The sequence below is a fragment of the Cobetia sp. 1CM21F genome (assembly GCF_023161745.1).
GTDB classification, from domain to species: Bacteria; Pseudomonadota; Gammaproteobacteria; order Pseudomonadales; family Halomonadaceae; genus Cobetia; species Cobetia amphilecti.
This window is the reverse complement of sequence record NZ_JALNTQ010000002.1, coordinates 836,031-851,945: the sequence shown is the minus strand read 5'-3', so window position 1 is coordinate 851,945 and position 15,915 is coordinate 836,031. Positions and strand designations below refer to the sequence as shown.

13 protein-coding genes are annotated in these 15,915 nt (G+C 66.2%); 11 read left to right on the top strand and 2 right to left on the bottom strand.

The annotated features are described in order from the left end of the window. Nucleotides 1-200: 200 nt before the first annotated feature. The 5 genes from MSG32_RS09315 (at nucleotide 201) to sixA (ending at nucleotide 5,280) form a co-directional block, all read left to right on the top strand. The gene (locus MSG32_RS09315) at nucleotides 201-1,418 is read left to right on the top strand and encodes an NAD(P) transhydrogenase subunit alpha (protein ID WP_200906709.1); all 1,218 of its coding nucleotides are present in this window, start codon (nucleotides 201-203) and stop codon (nucleotides 1,416-1,418) included. After that, complete coding sequence (locus tag MSG32_RS09310; RefSeq protein ID WP_043335532.1) at nucleotides 1,415-1,747, top strand: NAD(P) transhydrogenase subunit alpha; 333 nt, start codon at nucleotides 1,415-1,417, stop codon at nucleotides 1,745-1,747. The genes MSG32_RS09315 and MSG32_RS09310 overlap by 4 nt, the downstream gene beginning before the upstream one ends. Then, nucleotides 1,747-3,135 carry an NAD(P)(+) transhydrogenase (Re/Si-specific) subunit beta gene (locus MSG32_RS09305; RefSeq protein WP_043335534.1) on the top strand — a complete coding sequence of 463 codons (1,389 nt, stop codon included), beginning with the start codon at nucleotides 1,747-1,749 and terminating at the stop codon, nucleotides 3,133-3,135. The genes MSG32_RS09310 and MSG32_RS09305 overlap by 1 nt, the downstream gene beginning before the upstream one ends. Nucleotides 3,136-3,485: 350 nt before the next feature. Then, nucleotides 3,486-4,613 carry an NAD(P)H-dependent glycerol-3-phosphate dehydrogenase gene (locus tag MSG32_RS09300; protein ID WP_084589572.1) on the top strand — a complete coding sequence of 376 codons (1,128 nt, stop codon included), beginning with the start codon at nucleotides 3,486-3,488 and terminating at the stop codon, nucleotides 4,611-4,613. 157 nt (nucleotides 4,614-4,770) lie between these two features. Next, nucleotides 4,771-5,280: a phosphohistidine phosphatase SixA gene (sixA, locus tag MSG32_RS09295; RefSeq protein WP_054554945.1), complete on the top strand. Its 510-nt coding sequence runs from the start codon at nucleotides 4,771-4,773 to the stop codon at nucleotides 5,278-5,280. A 160-nt stretch (nucleotides 5,281-5,440) separates the two neighbouring features. Here sixA and MSG32_RS09290 read toward each other — a convergent pair whose 3' ends face one another. Further along, nucleotides 5,441-6,391 carry an AEC family transporter gene (locus MSG32_RS09290; protein ID WP_043335541.1) on the bottom strand — a complete coding sequence of 317 codons (951 nt, stop codon included), beginning with the start codon at nucleotides 6,389-6,391 and terminating at the stop codon, nucleotides 5,441-5,443. A 140-nt stretch (nucleotides 6,392-6,531) separates the two neighbouring features. Next, nucleotides 6,532-6,663, bottom strand: coding sequence for a hypothetical protein (locus MSG32_RS18005; RefSeq protein ID WP_263643036.1), 132 nt, complete (start codon nucleotides 6,661-6,663; stop codon nucleotides 6,532-6,534). 534 nt (nucleotides 6,664-7,197) lie between these two features. Here MSG32_RS18005 and MSG32_RS09285 point away from each other — a divergent pair. From MSG32_RS09285 to MSG32_RS09260, 6 genes are all read left to right on the top strand, one after another. Next, nucleotides 7,198-8,454, top strand: coding sequence for an ABC transporter ATP-binding protein (locus MSG32_RS09285; RefSeq protein ID WP_248379242.1), 1,257 nt, complete (start codon nucleotides 7,198-7,200; stop codon nucleotides 8,452-8,454). Beyond that, a complete protein-coding gene (locus MSG32_RS09280; protein ID WP_248379241.1) occupies nucleotides 8,451-11,204 on the top strand; it encodes a GldG family protein in 2,754 nt (917 codons plus the stop codon). Before MSG32_RS09285 ends, MSG32_RS09280 begins: the two co-directional genes overlap by 4 nt. After that, on the top strand, nucleotides 11,204-12,568 hold the full coding sequence (locus MSG32_RS09275; protein WP_248379240.1) for a DUF4340 domain-containing protein: 1,365 nt from the start codon (nucleotides 11,204-11,206) through the stop codon (nucleotides 12,566-12,568). The genes MSG32_RS09280 and MSG32_RS09275 overlap by 1 nt, the downstream gene beginning before the upstream one ends. 126 nt (nucleotides 12,569-12,694) lie before the next feature. Then, nucleotides 12,695-13,639 (top strand): alpha/beta hydrolase, encoded by a 945-nt coding sequence (locus MSG32_RS09270; protein ID WP_248379239.1) that lies wholly within the window; start codon nucleotides 12,695-12,697, stop codon nucleotides 13,637-13,639. Continuing rightward, complete coding sequence (locus tag MSG32_RS09265; RefSeq protein ID WP_248379238.1) at nucleotides 13,636-14,604, top strand: alpha/beta fold hydrolase; 969 nt, start codon at nucleotides 13,636-13,638, stop codon at nucleotides 14,602-14,604. The genes MSG32_RS09270 and MSG32_RS09265 overlap by 4 nt, the downstream gene beginning before the upstream one ends. A gap of 58 nt (nucleotides 14,605-14,662) precedes the next feature. After that, nucleotides 14,663-15,829, top strand: coding sequence for a patatin-like phospholipase family protein (locus MSG32_RS09260; RefSeq protein WP_248379237.1), 1,167 nt, complete (start codon nucleotides 14,663-14,665; stop codon nucleotides 15,827-15,829). Nucleotides 15,830-15,915: the final 86 nt, after the last annotated feature.

Sequence of the window (15,915 nt, the reverse complement as noted above, 5' to 3'; positions counted from 1 at the left end):
CGGGTGATGTCAGGCCTTCTGGCCATGCGTGAGTCACGGCTTGCGATTCAGGCAAGTCTCACCTGTGACAGGCAATAACGTCGCTGAAAGCGCCTCCGGCAGGCAGGATGGCGCGAATCAGCGCTCAACAGGAACGACGCCATGAACCTTTCAAGGCTGGCAGCCTCAGGCATGAACACGGACGTGAAACGAGGTGCGCGATGCTGAATATTCTAGTCGTGCGCGAGATGCGTGCACCGGACCTGGTGACACCCGACGAGGGCGTGAGCAGCACACTGGCGCGCGGAGAATGCCGCGTCGCGCTGGACCCGGTGACGGCCGGCAAGCTCGCGCGTCACCTCGACAGCAGCGTCAGTGACACCAGCGATGCCATCGTGCACGTGGAGAGCGGTGCCGGACGTCATGCGCACTTCGATGATGCGGCCTACGCCGCCCAGCCCGGAGTGGCGGTCGTCGCCGAGGCCGATATCGCGGCGGCGCGTGCCGCGGCGGATCTCGTGCTGTGCGTGCGCACGCCCAGCGAGTCACAGATCAGCGAGTTGCGTGAAGGCGCGGTGGTGGTGGCATTGATGACGCCGTACCAGAACCCGCAGCTGATCAGCAAGCTTGCCAGCCAGGGGCTGACCAGCCTGTGCATGGAATTCGTGCCGCGTATCTCGCGCGCCCAGAGCATGGACGCCCTGTCCTCGCAGGCGGGTGTCGCGGGCTATCACGCCGCGCTGCTGGCGGCCAATGAGTCCTCGGTATTCTTCCCGATGCTGACGACTGCCGCCGGGACCGTGCGTCCGGCGCGTGTCGTGGTGGTCGGTGCTGGCGTTGCGGGCCTGCAGGCCATCGCGACCGCCAAGCGTCTCGGCGCCCAGGTGTGGGCCTATGACATCCGCGCTGCCGCGCGTGAGCAGGTCGAATCGCTGGGCGCCAAGATGATCGATACCGGCGTCGATGCCTCCGGCGAGGGCGGCTACGCCCGCGAACTGACCGATGACGAGCGCGCCCAGCAGGCCGATGCGCTGGCACGTCACATGGGCGATGCGCATGTGGTGATCTCCACCGCCGCGATTCCGGGGCGTCCGTCGCCGCGCATCATCAGCCGCGAGATGGTCGAGGGCATGAAGCCCGGCGCCGTGCTGGTCGATCTCGCCGCCGAAGGCGGTGGCAACTGTGAACTGACCGAGCCCGGCAAGCGTGTCGAGCACGCCGGCGTCACGGTACTCGGCCCGCTGGACATGGCCTCGAGCCTGGCGGTCAATGCCAGCGAGATGTACGCCAAGAACCTCTTCAACCTGCTGACCCCCTTCATGAAGGACGGCGAACTGACGCTGGACTTCGAGGATGCGGTGCTCGGCCCGATGCGTCTGACCGAAGGCGGCCGCATCACCCACGATGACGTACGCGCTCGCGCGGAGGACGCCGCATGATCGAAGGACTTTCTGCCGTATACATCCTGATGCTGGCGGCCTTCGTCGGCTACGAGGTCATCTCGCGCGTGCCGGTGATTCTGCACACGCCTCTGATGTCCGGTTCCAACTTCATCCACGGCATCGTGCTGGTCGGGGCGATGATCGCCCTCGGTCAGGCCGAGACCGGCATGCAGCAGTTCATCGGATTCATCGCCGTGCTGCTGGGCGCCGGCAACGCGGTCGGCGGTTATGTGGTCACCGAGCGCATGCTGGAAATGTTCAAGACCAGTGATCGCAGCAAGGGCACAGACGCTGCCAATGGCATCAACGACAAGGAGGCTCGCTGATGAACTGGCTGGTCGAAACAGGGTATTTCGCGGCGGCGGTGGTCTTCATCCTCGGCCTCAAGCGCATGTCACATCCTTCCACGGCACGCAGCGGCATCCATTGGGCCGGTATCGCGATGGTCGTGGCCACGCTGCTCACCTTCCTGCATCCGCAGATTGATGGTCGTTATGGCCTGATGCTGCTGGCCATCGTCATCGGTGGCGGTATCGCCTGGTACTCCGGCAACAAGGTCGAGATGACCGACATGCCGCAGATGATCGCCATCTACAACGGCATGGGCGGCGGTGCGGCAGCGGCGATCGCCGCGGTCGAGCTGATGCGCATGAGTGACAACCCGGCACTGATCGAGCAGCACGGCTCGCTGGCGCTGTGGCTGGGCGTGCTCGGGGCGATGATCGGTGCGGTGGCCTTCTCCGGTTCCATCGTGGCCTGGGCCAAGCTGGATGGGCGCCTCAAGAAGGCGTTCAACTTCCCGAGTCAGCAGCTGATCAACATGATCGTGCTCGGCTTGACGGTCTATCTGGGCGTCGTGATCGCGGCGGTGGAACCATCAAGCTCGCTGGTGCTGGTGTTCTTCGCGCTCGCGTTGCTGTTCGGCGCGATGCTGGCACTGCCCATCGGTGGTGCCGACATGCCGGTGATCATCTCGCTGTTCAATGCGCTGACCGGCCTTGCGGTGGCGATGGAAGGCTTCGTGCTCGGCAATGCCGCGATGATCATCGCCGGTACTGTCGTCGGGGCGGCCGGTACGCTGCTGACCCAGCTGATGGCCAAGGCCATGAATCGTCCGATCCGCAACGTGCTGTTCAAGCAGTTCGGGGGCGCATCAGGTGTCGAGCAGGGCGAGATAGAGGGCAGCATGAAGGCTTCCGATCCGATGGACGCCGCCGTGCAGCTGGCCTTCGCCGAGCGCGTCATCATCGTGCCGGGCTACGGCATGGCGGTGGCACAGGCACAGCACAAGGTCTGGGAGATGGTCGAGCTGCTGGGTGAGCGTGGCGTCGAAGTGCGCTTCGCGATCCACCCGGTCGCCGGTCGCATGCCGGGTCACATGAACGTGCTGCTGGCGGAAGCCGGCGTGCCCTACGACATGATCGCGGACCTGGACGAGATCAACAACGACTTCGAGACCACCGACGTCACGCTGGTCATCGGCGCCAATGACGTGGTCAATCCGGTCGCCAAGAACGACGCCTCAAGCCCGCTGTACGGCATGCCGATCCTCAACGCCGACCAGTCACGCAATGTACTGGTGATCAAGCGCGGTCAGGGCTCCGGCTTCTCCGGGGTCGAGAACCACCTGTTCTATCTTGACCACACACGCATGGTGTATGGCGATGGTCAGAAGGTGGTCGGCGACATGATCACGGCCCTCAAGACGCTGTGATCTGACGCCTCGGCGTGATGGGGGCAAGTCTGCCCCCATCACGCCAGTGCTGAACAGACCGGTAATTTCTGCGCCTCAGGGGCAGGGATTGCCGGTTTTTTTGTACATGTCGAGAGTTCATGCATATCGAGAATTCATGCATATCGAGAGTTCATGCGTATCGATGGTTCGTGCCGGTCGATTGCTTGCGAGGCGCGCGTGGCAGGCGCGTCACCCAGGCGCGTCACCCAGGCGCAGCCCCCTGCGTTGGCCACGAGGTCTGCGCAGACATCTCTTGTTCAGCATTCTCTGACAAACTATGAGTACAATGCCTGCCATTCACTGAGCACATCGTCATCCAAGGAGTCAGCATGTCTGCCACTACCCCTTCACCTCGTCGGGCCATTCGTGATCGCGAGGTAAGCGAAACGACCCCTCAGGCGGTGGGACTCAATGTCTGCGTGCTGGGTGGCGGCAGCTTCGGGACCGCGATCGCCTCGATTGCCGCCGACAACGGTGCCAGCGTCACCCAGTGGATGCGTGATGCCAGCCAGGCCGAGGAGGTCAACACCCGGCACCGCAACTCGGGCTATCTGCCGGGCTTCGAGATCAATGCCTCGGTGCGTGCCACCACCGATATGGCCGATGCACTGGCCGAGGCCGAGCTGGTCTGCGTGGCGATTCCCTCCAAGGCCTTCCGCACGGTGGTCCGTCAGGCGCGCGCTCACCTGCGTGAAGGGCAGATACTGGTGGCCACCACCAAGGGCATCGAGAGCGAAGGCTTCACCCTGATGAGTGAGGTGCTGGAGCAGGAAACCGGCTTCACGCATATCGGCGTACTGTCTGGCCCCAATCTGGCGGCCGAGATCGCCCAGCGGCAGCTGACGGCCACGGTGATCGCCTCCGACGACGCCTACACCCGCGCTCGCGTACAGACGGCCTTCGGCTGCGACTATTTCCGGGTCTATGCCAGCAATGACCGCTACGGTGTCGAGCTGGGCGGGGCGCTGAAGAACATATACGCCATCGCGGCCGGCATGGCCGCGGCCCTGGGCATGGGCGAGAACACCCGCGCCATGCTGATGACCCGTGCGCTGGCCGAGATGAGCCGCTTCGCCGTGGCCAAGGGCGCCAATCCGATGACCTTCCTCGGCCTTGCCGGCGTGGGCGATCTGATCGTGACCTGCTCCTCGCCGCTGTCACGCAACTATCGGGTCGGCTATGCGCTGGGAGAAGGGCGCACCCTCGACCAGGCGGTCGAGGTGCTGGGCCAGGTCGCCGAGGGTGTCAACACCGTGCGATTGGTGCAGGATGAATCCGAGCGGCTGGGCATCTACATGCCGCTGGTCAGTGGCATGGCCAAGGTGCTGTTCGAGAATGTCGACCCGCATCACATGGCCCGCGCGCTGATGGGCGGTGAGCAATCCAGCGATGTGGAATTCGTGCTGTCGCGTGAGTCGGTGCAGCAGGCGCGGCAGTTGGAACCCGACGGCTCCTGAGGACTCATAGCAGGTAGCGGGTGATGGAGCGTGTTTCGCCATCCCCTTGTCTGACTCGTGCAACGCTCCGGTTGGCGAGTCCCTGGTCATCGGCCGCAGCGACAGAGCGAGTGATGAAGCGCTTGCGATGCGGCAGTCATCTTTTCAGGAGAATGTTATGAGTGTACTGATCATGCGTCACGGTGAGGCCCAGGCCGGCACGCCGGATCCCAGCCGCGAATTGAGTGAATATGGCCGCGAAGAGGCGCGCCGCATCGGGCGCTGGTTGGCCCATCAGCTGCCCGCCGAGCGTCGTGCGCGACTGACGCTGGTCGTCAGCCCGTTTACCCGCGCCCAGCAGACCGCCCAGGAGATCTCCTCGGCGCTGGAGTTGAGTGGTGAGCAGCAGACCACGCTCGAGATCATCACCCCGGACGACCCGCTGACGCCGGTGCTCGACTGGCTGCAGACCCATGTGCCGCCCACCTCTGAAGGGCGCGAGCCGCGCGACTGGCTGATCATCAGCCACAATCCGCTGGTCTCGAATCTGGCCAGCGCCCTGGTCGATGGCCCCGGCAGCACCCAGCTGGCCTTTGCCACCGCAAGCCTTGCCTGGCTGGACGCCGATGTCTGGGCCGCTGGCCTGGCGGATCTGCACCAGTTCGTGAGCCCGGCGGAACTGGCGTAAGTCACGCGCGGCTGTCATGAACCACAACCATTGAGCCGCAACCATTGAGTCACAACGAAACGCCCCCGCCAGTCTGCACTGGCGGGGGCGTTTCGTTTTGACATGCAGCCAGACCGCTGCTGCTTGATCAGACCGCTGCTGCTTGATCAGACCGCTGCTGCTAGACCAGACCGCTCAGCTTGAGCACGAAGATGCCTGCCGTGATGGTGATGCCCGCCATCAGGGTGCTGATGGCGATGATGTTGGCGGCCAGGCGGTCATTGCCGCCCATCGCCCGTACCATCACGAAGCTTGCCGCCGCCGTCGGCGAGGCGAAGAACAGGAACAGCACCCCGAGTTCGGTACCGCGGAAGCCCAGCAGCACGGCGACGGTGGTCGCCAGCAGCGGCACGCTGATCATCTTCATCAGGCTGGCGCTCAGCGCCAGCTTGCGGCCTTCACGCAGCGAGCGCATCGACAGGGTGCCGCCGATGCAGATCAATGCCAGCGGCAGCGTCATGCGCGCGAAGTAGTCGCCGGAGGTCTCCAGCCACTCGGGCAGCTGCCAGCTGAATGCCGCGAAGGGCAGGGCGGCCAGCACGCCGAGAATCAACGGGTTGGTGATGATGCCGCGCGCGATGCCACTCCAGCTGGTGCGGCCATCGCCGAGATAGCTCGACAGCACCACCACCGACAGCATGTTGTAGGACAGGATGACGACGCCCATCAGGATGCCGCCCATCGAGAGGCCGAGATCGCCATAGAGATTGGCGGCCAGTGCCAGCCCGACGATGGCGCAGTTGCCGCGAAACGAGCCCTGGACCACCTCGCCGCGTTCCTTTCTCGGCACGCGCAGGATCGCCCAGCCCCACAGCAGCAGGAAGGTGCCCAGTGTCGCCAGCGCGAAATAGGTCAGCATGCCCGGGCGCAGGGCGTGATCCAGGTCCGCGCGCACGATGGAGAGGAAGACCAACGCCGGCATGGTGCCCTTGAACACCAGTGATGAGGCGGTGCCGATGAAGGTGTCATCGATCCAGCCGAGGCGTTTGAGGCCCAGGCCCAGAAATACCATCGCGAAGACCGGAACGGTGACGTTCAGGGTCGCGACGAACAGCGCCAGCATGTCGTTCATGAAGTAGTCTCGCTCATTTCCGCCCTTGTCCTGTGAGTGTTGCGGTCTGTCTGGTGAGGCTTTTGGTCAGCGCCTGACGAGCGTCGCGCTACCGCGGCGGCCCGTTGCAGCCCCGTCGTGAACTGCCGCGGCGGCCTGGCTCAGGCCAACCAGAAGCCCGTGATCAAGGCCGCTGCCAGCAAGGCCCAGAACAGGCCGTTGCGCAGGCGGGTATCGCGGCGCGGCCTGGAAGACGGCGAGGAAGTAGCGGACTGCTTGTCATGCTTGGGCATCGAGGGGTCCTGTCCAGCAAGGTGAAATATTGGCTCAGCGAATGAAGGCTCAACGTGTGAAGGCTCTGTCAGCTAGACGGCCGGCCAGCAGGCGCTCTGACAACAGCGCGTGCCTGTCATCCGCCCAGCATATCAGGCTTTCCTTAGACTCAGGGATAGTCGTGCAGCTCGGGCATCAGCCCCGGCGCTAGTTCTGCTATCAGCTCGGCTATCAGCTCTGGTATCAGGTCGCGCTGACCGCATGCCGCCAACCAGGGGACGCGGGCGGGCGTGAGGATCGAGAAGACCGGCGCCGAGACGCGCCTTGAGGGCCGGCAAAGGGCGGAATAGACGCCATAACCGCGCGAGTGGCGACTGTGCGCGCACTCCTGCTTGGCGAGCGCAGGCTGTCCGCTTACCCTGTGCGCTGCATTGTCATCTGTCACGGTTAACTGCCGGTGCCACGGTTATCTTCCGGCCTCATGATCACCAGCCGGAACCATCAGCCCCGGCAGCGCATTGCCCCTATCAAGAAAAGTACAAGGAGCGGGTATCTTGCAGGACCCATACACGACCTCTGCGTCATCTTCTGCCGCGACGCCCTCTGACGCGACGCCCTCTGCTGCGACTCGTTCTGTGGCAGCTCGCTCTGCTGCAGCTCGCGCGCGCGCGTCTGACGATCCGTCCGCTTCCCCGGCGCTGTTGGTCAGCCATGGGCTCGGGCGTCAATTCGGCCAGCAACAGGCTGTCACCGGGCTGACCTTCACGGCCTCGCGTGGTGAGGTCATCGGTCTGCTGGGTCCCAATGGCGCCGGCAAGACCACCAGCCTGCGCATGCTGGCGGGCACGCTCGCCGCTACCCAGGGCCAGCTGGAGCTGGAAGGCGAAGCCTTCGATGGTCGTGCCAGTCAGCGCCAGCTCAATCGCCTCAAGCGTCGCATCGGCTATCTGCCGGAGGGCGCGCCCCTGTGGCCGCAGCTGACGGTGCGCGAGAGTCTCGAGTGCGTGGCGGGTCTGCATGGGTTGTCGCGCAAGGTGCGCAATGATCGCCTTACGGCATTGATGGATCGCCTGGATATCACGCCTTTCGCCAATCAATTGTGCGCCGTGTTATCCAAAGGCTATCGGCGTCGCGTGGCGCTGGCGATGGCGTTGACCCATGACCCGGACATCCTGCTGCTCGATGAGCCCACCGATGGGCTGGACCCGCTGCAGAAGGACAGTGTGCGCGCCTTCATTCGCGAGCTGGGGCGCGAGCGTCTGATCATCGTCTCCACCCACCTGCTGGAGGAAGTGCCTCGCATCTGTGACCGCGTGCTGGTCATGGCCAACGGCCAGCTGGGCTTCGATGACACGCCTGAGGCGCTGGCCGCGACCTCCGTCAGCGAAGGCATCCTGGGCGGCAGCCGTTCGCGCTACGGCGCGGGGTATGGGGCGAGTTCCAGCTTGCCGGTATGGCGAGTGACGCTGAGTCGGGCCCTGAGCGAGCGCGAGCTGGCCAGTGTCTCGCGTCTGCCGGGCGTGGCAGCCATCACGCCCGTCAAGCCCGGCGATGCCATGGCGCGTGACAAGTCGCCGCTGGTGGTCTCGACCGGCGCCGTGCTGCGCCTGGCCGGGCGGCTCCACCAGGACCCGCGCCCGGCGTTGGCACGCTGGTGCAGTTATATGGAGATCCGCCTCGATGAATGCGTCCACGAACGGGGCGATATCGAAGTCGCGTTCCGCCAGCTGGTGACGCGCATGGCGGAGCAGCCCTCGCCGCTGCCGATGCGCAAGCAGACACCGCGCGCAGATCAGGAGGTGTCGTCATGAGGGCCGTTCTCGCGCTGGTCCGCCGTGACCTGCATCAGGCACTGACGCAGGGTGCCAGCTGGTCGCTGCTGGTGGTGATGGCGGTGCTGGCCCCGCTGGGGGCCTTCGAGGTGGGTGATCTGCTGGCACGTGATCGCGCCGATCTTGGCTCGCTGTGGCAGGTGTTGCCCTGGTTGCTGGTGCTGTGGACGCCGCTGCTGGCCCTGCGCGGCTGGCCGGAAGAGCGCGCCAACGGCCTGCTCGAGTGGCTGTCCGGCCTCGGGCTGGGGTCGTGGCGACTGGCCAGCGCACGTCTGATCAGTGCCAGCGTGCTGGGCTGGCTGGGACTTGCGATGACGGCGCCGCTGGTGGTGTTGATCCATTGGCTCGGCACGCCGGATCTCGGCCTGATGCTCAGCGGCTATCTGGGCATGGCGCTGCTGGTGATGGCGCTGGCCAGTCTCGGTCAGGCGCTGGCGGTGCGCGCGCCTTCTGCGCTGTCGGCGTGGCTCGGGGCGCTGGTGCTGGGCCTGGCGCTGATGCTACCGGGCACACCCGCGGTGACGAGCCAGCTGGCTCAGCATCTGGCGCCGCACTGGGTGCAGCTGCTCGATCTGATCAGCTTGCCGGCGCATCTGACGCCTTTCAGTGAAGGCCGGCCGACCTGGCTCGATGCCAGCTACTTCCTGCTGCTGACCCTGGCCGGGCTGGTGCTGCAGGCGCGCGGCCTCAGTCAGGAGCGCCATGCACGCAAGCAGGCGCCACAGTGGCTGGTCACGGCGGCGCTGGCGGCTGCGGTCACCGCGCTATTGCTGGCCGGCGTGCGCCTGCCGCCGCTGCTGACGGGCGACGGCCACAACCCGCTCACCCGCGCGCATGATCTGACCGCCACGCGTCAGCACAGCTTGAGCCCTGCCAGTCGTGCGGTGCTCGGTGGCCTCGAGGCACCGGTGACGCTGACCTTCGCCTACAGCGAACGCTTCGCCGCCGATCTGCCGCAGCTGCGTGAACTGGCGACACGGATCGAGACGCGTCTGGCCGCCTTCGCGCGTGAGCCGCAGATACGCCTCAAGCGTGTCGATCCTGCACCGGACAGTGCCGACTTCGCGGATCTCGAAGCGCAGGGCCTGACCGCGCTGTCATTGCCGGGCGGCGAAGAGATGCTGTTCGGGCTGGTGGTGGATGGCCCCTACGCCGAACGCCGCGCTATCCCGCTGCTCAAGGCGGCGGATATCGGCGGGCTGGAAGCGCAGGTGACACGCCAGATCCAGGAAGTCTCGCGCACCGAGCCGCCGCGCCTGGGCGTCGTCTCGCGTTTGCCGGTGATGGGCCAGCCCAGCCTGGAGCAGGGCAGAGCGCTGGGCAGCTGGGGCCTGATGGAGCATCTCAATGCACGCCTGCGCATCGACTGGCTGTCGGCCGGTGATGATGCCGCGCGCCCTATCGCCGATCAGGATGCGTTGCTGGTGATCGCGCCGCGGCTGTTGCCGGTCAAGACGCTGGAGGTCATCACGGCCTATCTCGAGCGTGGCGGCCGGGTGTTGATGCTGGTGGACCCGCTGCCCGAAATGCTCGATCAGCCGGCGCCGTCCTCCGAGGCGCTCACGACATTGCTGGCGCGCGCCGGGCTTGAATCGCGCGCGGGCGAGGTGGTGGCGGATGCGCAGCTGGCCTTGCCGATCGGCTTGCTGGACGGCACGCGTGCGCTGAGTCCGACGTTGCTCGGGCTAAGTGCTGCGCAGCTGTCGGACGCCGCGCTCAACCTCAATGTCGAGCAACTGGTGATGTCCAGCGCGGGCTGGTTGGCGCCGCTGTCTGATGCAGCAGACGCATCATCGAAAGGCCCGGGAGCGCAAGGCGCGCCGTTGCAGTGGCTGATTCGTGCCAGTGATGAGGCGCGCCTGATTCCGGCGGCGCGTGTTCACGCCAGCCGCATGGACCCGCGTCCGCTGTCGGGACTGGCGGGGGAAACACCGCCGGCGGGCGGGCTGGCCGTGCTGGCGCAATGGCCGGCGGCGGGCGCCAAGGGCGGCCAGTTGCTGGTGGTCAGCGATGTCGACATGGCAAGTGACCGTCTGTGGCGGCGCACGGCGGCGGATGGCAGCGAGCAGGCCCTCAATGCCAATGCGCGCTGGCTGGAAAATGCCGTGGATCTGCTGGCAGGCAGCCCCGAGCTGGTCGCCCTGCGCGCGCGTGCCCATCAGGTGCGCGAGCTGACGCGCCTGCATCAACTGGCCGATCGTCAGGCCGCCGAGGAGACCCGGTTGCGCAATGATTGGCAGACGCGTCTGAGTGCGCTCGGCGCGACGCCGGTGTCTGGCAAGGCCGAAGCCGCGCAGCAAAGCGACGCCCTGGCGGCGATGCAGCATGACTTCGAGGACGCGTTGTCACGTCAGCAGCGTGAGGCGAATGCCGAGCGTGATGCCCTGCGCCGCGAGCTGCGCCTGTGGACGCTGCTGGCCTTGCCGGTGGCGTTGAGCCTGCTCGGCGAGCTGATCTGCTGGCGCCGTTATCGTGCCAGCCGTCGCGCGGGCTATCAGTCGACAGGGCGTCTGTCGGGCCACGGTCAGCCCAGCGGGAAGCGCAACGCAGAACGAGATGTACAGCGCAAGGAACAGCGCAATGCACAGCACAGCGCCCGTTCCGCGAGTGACGCCGCCACAAGCGCTTCGACAGACTCGGGCAAGTCAGCCGCAGGCAATGCCGCTTCAGGCAAGGCAGATTCAGGCAAGGCGACGCCGGGCGATACTACCCAGTCGGGAGGTGATTGATGGGGCGCTTCAATCGGACGGGATGGGCACTGACGGCGCTGGTCTCCGTGGCCGCAGTGACGGCGCTCACCGCAGGGCCGTCACTGCTGGAATCGCTGCGCTCAGGCCCCGCCACGGGCGGGGAAGACCCTGCGCAGTGGCAAAGTGATTCGTTGATGAGCGAGGCGCTGACGACAGTGACCGCGGGTCAGTCAGGCGTCTTGCAGCCCTTGCCGCTGCTCTCGCAGGTGGCCGCCTCGGCGCAGCGTATCGGCATTCGGCGTGGCGCAGAGGCCAGCCAGGACTGGTTGAGTCTGGTGCGTGGGCCCGCAGGCGACTGGCAGATCACCTCATTGGCCGGCTGGCCCGCCCGGCAGGGCAAGGTGGAGGCGCTGGTGAGTCAGCTGGGCGAGGCACAATTGCGCACGCGCAAGCCGGCCACGGACAAGGCACTTGAAGCGCTGGGCTTCAGCGCGCAGTCACCGCAGCTGAGCGTGAAGGGCAATGGCGCTCAGGTGAGTCTGCAACTGGGCGCCAGGCCCGCGGCGGCTACGCAGCTGAGCGGTGCGGTCAGTGCTGAGTTGGCGGGTCGCTACGTGCGGTGGGTGCCGTCACCCTCGAATGCGAACGTGCAAGGCTCCCACGGCATGACTGGCGTGAGTGGCGCGAATGGCGTGAATGGCGCACCGGTCTGGGAGCTGACACGCGATATCGGGTTGCCGGATTGGCGCGGCGGCATGGCGCCCAGCGAGGTGCTGGATGTCACCGAGCTACGCAGTGACGCCGCGGTGTACAAGCCGCTGAGTCGCATGGACATCTCGCTGGCAGCGTCTGCTCAAGACGCCTCAGCACGGCAAGGGCCGCTGGTGCGAGGCCTGGCACCTGACAGCGACGCTGCCCATCAGATTGTCGCTGCGCTGTCGCCGCTGACGCAGAACGACCTGCGCCCCCGTGCCTCCACGCCTGAAAGCGGCGCAGCCCAGCCAGACGCCTGGCAGCCTGCCGTGACGTTGACCCTCAACTGGTCGCGCCCCTCGCTCTATTACCGTCAGCATGAGCAGCTCAATGATCGCACCCAGCTGGAGCTGGCCATCGCCGCGGGCAGCAAGCCCTGGGCGCGGCTGACGCTCTCCGGCAAGGGGTGGCCACCTGAACTGGTCGCGCGCTTGAATGCCGTCGAGATACAGGTCAATGGCGCGCTGCGCGATCATCTGCTGGCACTGGGCGCGAGGGTGCCCCAAGACGAGCCCGTTGAGCTCACGGCTATCGCGGTTCAGGCGGCGCTGGCGGTCAGTCGTGCCTTGGCGTTGCCTGAGGCGGAAGCAGCTGAGACGGGAGCGGAAACAGCCGCTGCGCTGGTGCCGGCGGGCATGGAAGGGGAGTGAGGTGCTCCATGGGCCAAAGGGAGGAGTAGCGCCCATGGGGCGGGGCTGGCATGCTGTTGACTGTATTTAAACAACCGTTTGTCTGGGCGCGTCAGGGACGGCGGCCCGTGGTAAGGAGACCTTGCGATGAATGCCACCTCACGGCAACCCCGGCCCGAACAGGCCTTGTCCAAGCAGGGCGACGCTGCCCCGGCCAGCCTGAATACCGACACCGAGCGCCCGGTGCTGGCCTTCGCGCATGCCAATGGCTTCACCGGTGCCTGCTACAAGAGCCTGCTGGCGCCACTGGCCGAGCACTTCAATCTGCTGCCGGTGGACCGACTGGCGCACGACCCTGCCTATCCGGTCGGCAACAATCTGATCTCGCTGCGTGATGAGTGGCTGGCATGTCTGGACGCCGCGCTGGGGCCGTTGCCTGCGGCGGGCGGCACCGGGCGCAAGGTGATCGGGGTCGGCCATTCGCTGGGAGGCATCGTCAATTACATGGCGGCGCTCAAGCAGCCGGAACGCTTCCACTGCCTCGTGCTGCTCGACCCGCCGTTGATGCTGGGTCGCGATGCGCTGGGCATGAAGGTCGCCAAACGCTTCGGCTTCATTGATCGTGTCACGCCGGCAGGCCGCACTCGCGGGCGTCGCGCGCGCTGGGACTCCCGTCAGGCCATGCAGGATTACCTGCGCCGTCGTTCGCTGTTCGCCAACTTCACGCCAGAGGCGCTGGATGACTACGTCGACAACGCCACCCATCGTCACGCGGACGGCAGCCTGTCATTGAGCTTCGATACCCGTCACGAGGTCGAGATCTTCCGTCACCTCAGCGATCACCTGTCAGGCTCGCCGGCGAAGCTGGCGGTGCCGGTCAGGATTCTGGCCGGCGCCCAGTCTGATCTGCTCACGCCGGCGCGCCAGGCACGCCTGCGCCGCGCCGGGCTGACGGTGGAGCATGTCCGGGGAGGACATATGTACCCCTTTGAATACCCACAGGAGACGCGCGCCGCGCTGCTGGCGGCCATCGCCGACCTCGCGCCGCCGGATGTACTGCCGCCAGGCCTGCTGGCCGGGAGGCAATCATGAGCACTGATCAATCCATTCAGGACATCGCAGAGGCTCCCCTGAACGCCAACGTTACGCTGCGTGAGCGTCGCTTCCCACGGCGCACGGGCGGAGAGCTGGCGGCCCTGGAGTGGGCGCCTGCCGAGCACGCCGAGCAGGCACCGACGTGGCTGGCGCTGCATGGCTGGCTCGACAATGCCGCCAGCTTCAGCCGCCTGGCGCCGCTGTTGTGTGAACGGCTCGGCATTCGTCTCATCGCCATCGACATGGTCGGTCACGGGCGCTCGAGTCCGCTGGGCGAGCACGGTGATTATGCGGTATGGGATTACTGCCACGATGTGATCGAGGCACTGGAAGGCCTGTATGACGAGGGACTGCCGCGCGCGCCGGTCACGGTGATGGCGCACTCGCTGGGGGCGGCGGTGTCGGGGCAGGTGGCTGCGGCGCTACCGGAATATATCGCGCGACTGGTGCTGATCGATGGCATCGGCGCACTTGCCACGCCAGCCTCGGAGGTGGTCGATCAGCTGCGCCGCGGATTGCGGGCACGCCACGCGCAGCCGGTCAGACGCGCCGCCACGCGACGTGCCCATTATCGTCATGTCGAGGACGCCGTGGCGGCGCGGGTCGCGGGAGGTGTCACGCCGATTGATGCCGATACGGCGCGACCGATCGTCGAGCGCAACCTCGAGGTGCTGGAAGACGGTGGCCTGCGGTTGAGAAGTGACCGCCGCCTGCTGCGGCCTTCATTGATGCGCTACACCCCGGAGCAGGTGCTGGCGTTATTGGCGGCGTTGACCCAACCGGTACTGCTGATCGAGGGCGAGCAGGGTATCCTGACCATAAGGCACGAGGCGCAGCAGGCACGTGATGCCGTGAAGAGGCTCGAGCGTCGCGTCTTGCCGGGTGGCCACCACCTGCATCTGGAGCCGCCGCATGTGGCGGCGGTCGCCGATGCCATCGTCGAGTGGATCAGCTCGCACTGAGCGATGCACCGCGTGCCGCGTCCGTTCATCTTTCATCATCTGCAGCGGGAGACATGCCATGGCCAAGCGCAAGACCATCGCCCTGGCACTGGGGAGTGGCGGGGCCCGAGGCTATGCCCATATTGGCGTCATCGAGGAAGTGCTGGCGCGCGGTTACGACATTCGCGCCATTTCGGGCTGCTCGATGGGCGCACTGGTCGGGGGTATCCATGCCGCCGGCAAGCTGGATGCCTATCGCGACTGGGTCTGTGAGCTGGATTACTTCGACGTGCTGCGGCTGGTGGATGTCACCTGGAGCCCGATGGGCGCCATTCGCGCGCGTCGCATCATGGATGAGCTGGAAGCCCTGATCGGCGACACGCGCATCGAGGACCTGCCGATTGCGGTCACCACCGTCGCCACCGACCTGATCGCCCAGAAGGAGGTCTGGTTCCAGAGCGGCAATCTGCTCGAGGCGATTCGGGCCTCCATCGCGGTGCCCGGGGTGATCACGCCGGTGCAACGCGACCGCAAGGTGCTGGTGGATGGCGGCCTGATGAATCCCTTGCCGATCACGCCGCTGGTCGCCGCCCACGTTGACCTGGTGCTGGCGGTCAATGCCACGGCGCATTCGCCACGCAACCAGACACTGGAGCAGATGTTGCCGCCGGCCGATGCCGCCGAGGAAGAGGCGCGCGAAGCCGCCCTGGAAGCGCGCGGCGGTGGTTTCAGTGACTGGCTGCGGGGAGTGCGTCGCGGGGCCGAGCGCATCTTCTCTGCCGAGAAGGAGCAGGCGTTGGAGGACCAGCAGGGCATGGCATTTGCCAGTCCGGTCGGCGGCGTCCCGCTGCCGCCGGGCGATGCCTCGCGCCTGAAGTTCGAGGCACTGAAAAGCAGCGATGCCGAGCCAGCGCCGGGGTCAGAAGCGATGGCAGAGCCGCAGGCAGAGACTGGCGCTGTCACCCAGGGCAAGCAGCCGCCGTCCGCAGCCGAGCCTGAGCGGGTCGATGAGAACGCGCCGGAGCTTGCCTGGGGCAAGCTGGACATGATGATGCGCTCTTTCGATATCACCCAGGCGACGCTGGCCAAGTACAAGATCGCCGGCTATCCACCGGATATCCTGGTCGAGATTCCCAAGACGGTGTGTGGCGCCTATGAATTCCACCGCGCCGCGGGCCTGATCAAGCTGGGCCGGCACCTGGCCGCCGAAGCGCTGGATCGCTACGAGAAGGGCAGCGACGGCTAGCCTGTCGTGAGTTGCCCTTTAATGAAAAAGCCCCCGCCAATCGGCGGGGGCTTTTCGTTACGGTGCTCTTCAATACAGTGCTCTTC

What these genes read in the sequence shown, in the direction of transcription:
- MSG32_RS09280 (WP_248379241.1), top strand. Translation starts at nt 8,451, where the DNA reads ATGAGGGCCGTTCTCGCGCTGGTCCGCCGTGACCTGCATCAGGCACTG.
- MSG32_RS09300 (WP_084589572.1), top strand. Translation starts at nt 3,486, where the DNA reads ATGTCTGCCACTACCCCTTCACCTCGTCGGGCCATTCGTGATCGCGAG.
- MSG32_RS09310 (WP_043335532.1), top strand. Translation starts at nt 1,415, where the DNA reads ATGATCGAAGGACTTTCTGCCGTATACATCCTGATGCTGGCGGCCTTC.
- MSG32_RS09315 (WP_200906709.1), top strand. Translation starts at nt 201, where the DNA reads ATGCTGAATATTCTAGTCGTGCGCGAGATGCGTGCACCGGACCTGGTG.
- MSG32_RS09275 (WP_248379240.1), top strand. Translation starts at nt 11,204, where the DNA reads ATGGGGCGCTTCAATCGGACGGGATGGGCACTGACGGCGCTGGTCTCC.
- MSG32_RS18005 (WP_263643036.1), bottom strand. Translation starts at nt 6,663, where the DNA reads ATGCCCAAGCATGACAAGCAGTCCGCTACTTCCTCGCCGTCTTCCAGG.
- sixA (WP_054554945.1), top strand. Translation starts at nt 4,771, where the DNA reads ATGAGTGTACTGATCATGCGTCACGGTGAGGCCCAGGCCGGCACGCCG.
- MSG32_RS09265 (WP_248379238.1), top strand. Translation starts at nt 13,636, where the DNA reads ATGAGCACTGATCAATCCATTCAGGACATCGCAGAGGCTCCCCTGAAC.
- MSG32_RS09290 (WP_043335541.1), bottom strand. Translation starts at nt 6,391, where the DNA reads ATGAACGACATGCTGGCGCTGTTCGTCGCGACCCTGAACGTCACCGTT.
- MSG32_RS09260 (WP_248379237.1), top strand. Translation starts at nt 14,663, where the DNA reads ATGGCCAAGCGCAAGACCATCGCCCTGGCACTGGGGAGTGGCGGGGCC.
- MSG32_RS09270 (WP_248379239.1), top strand. Translation starts at nt 12,695, where the DNA reads ATGAATGCCACCTCACGGCAACCCCGGCCCGAACAGGCCTTGTCCAAG.
- MSG32_RS09305 (WP_043335534.1), top strand. Translation starts at nt 1,747, where the DNA reads ATGAACTGGCTGGTCGAAACAGGGTATTTCGCGGCGGCGGTGGTCTTC.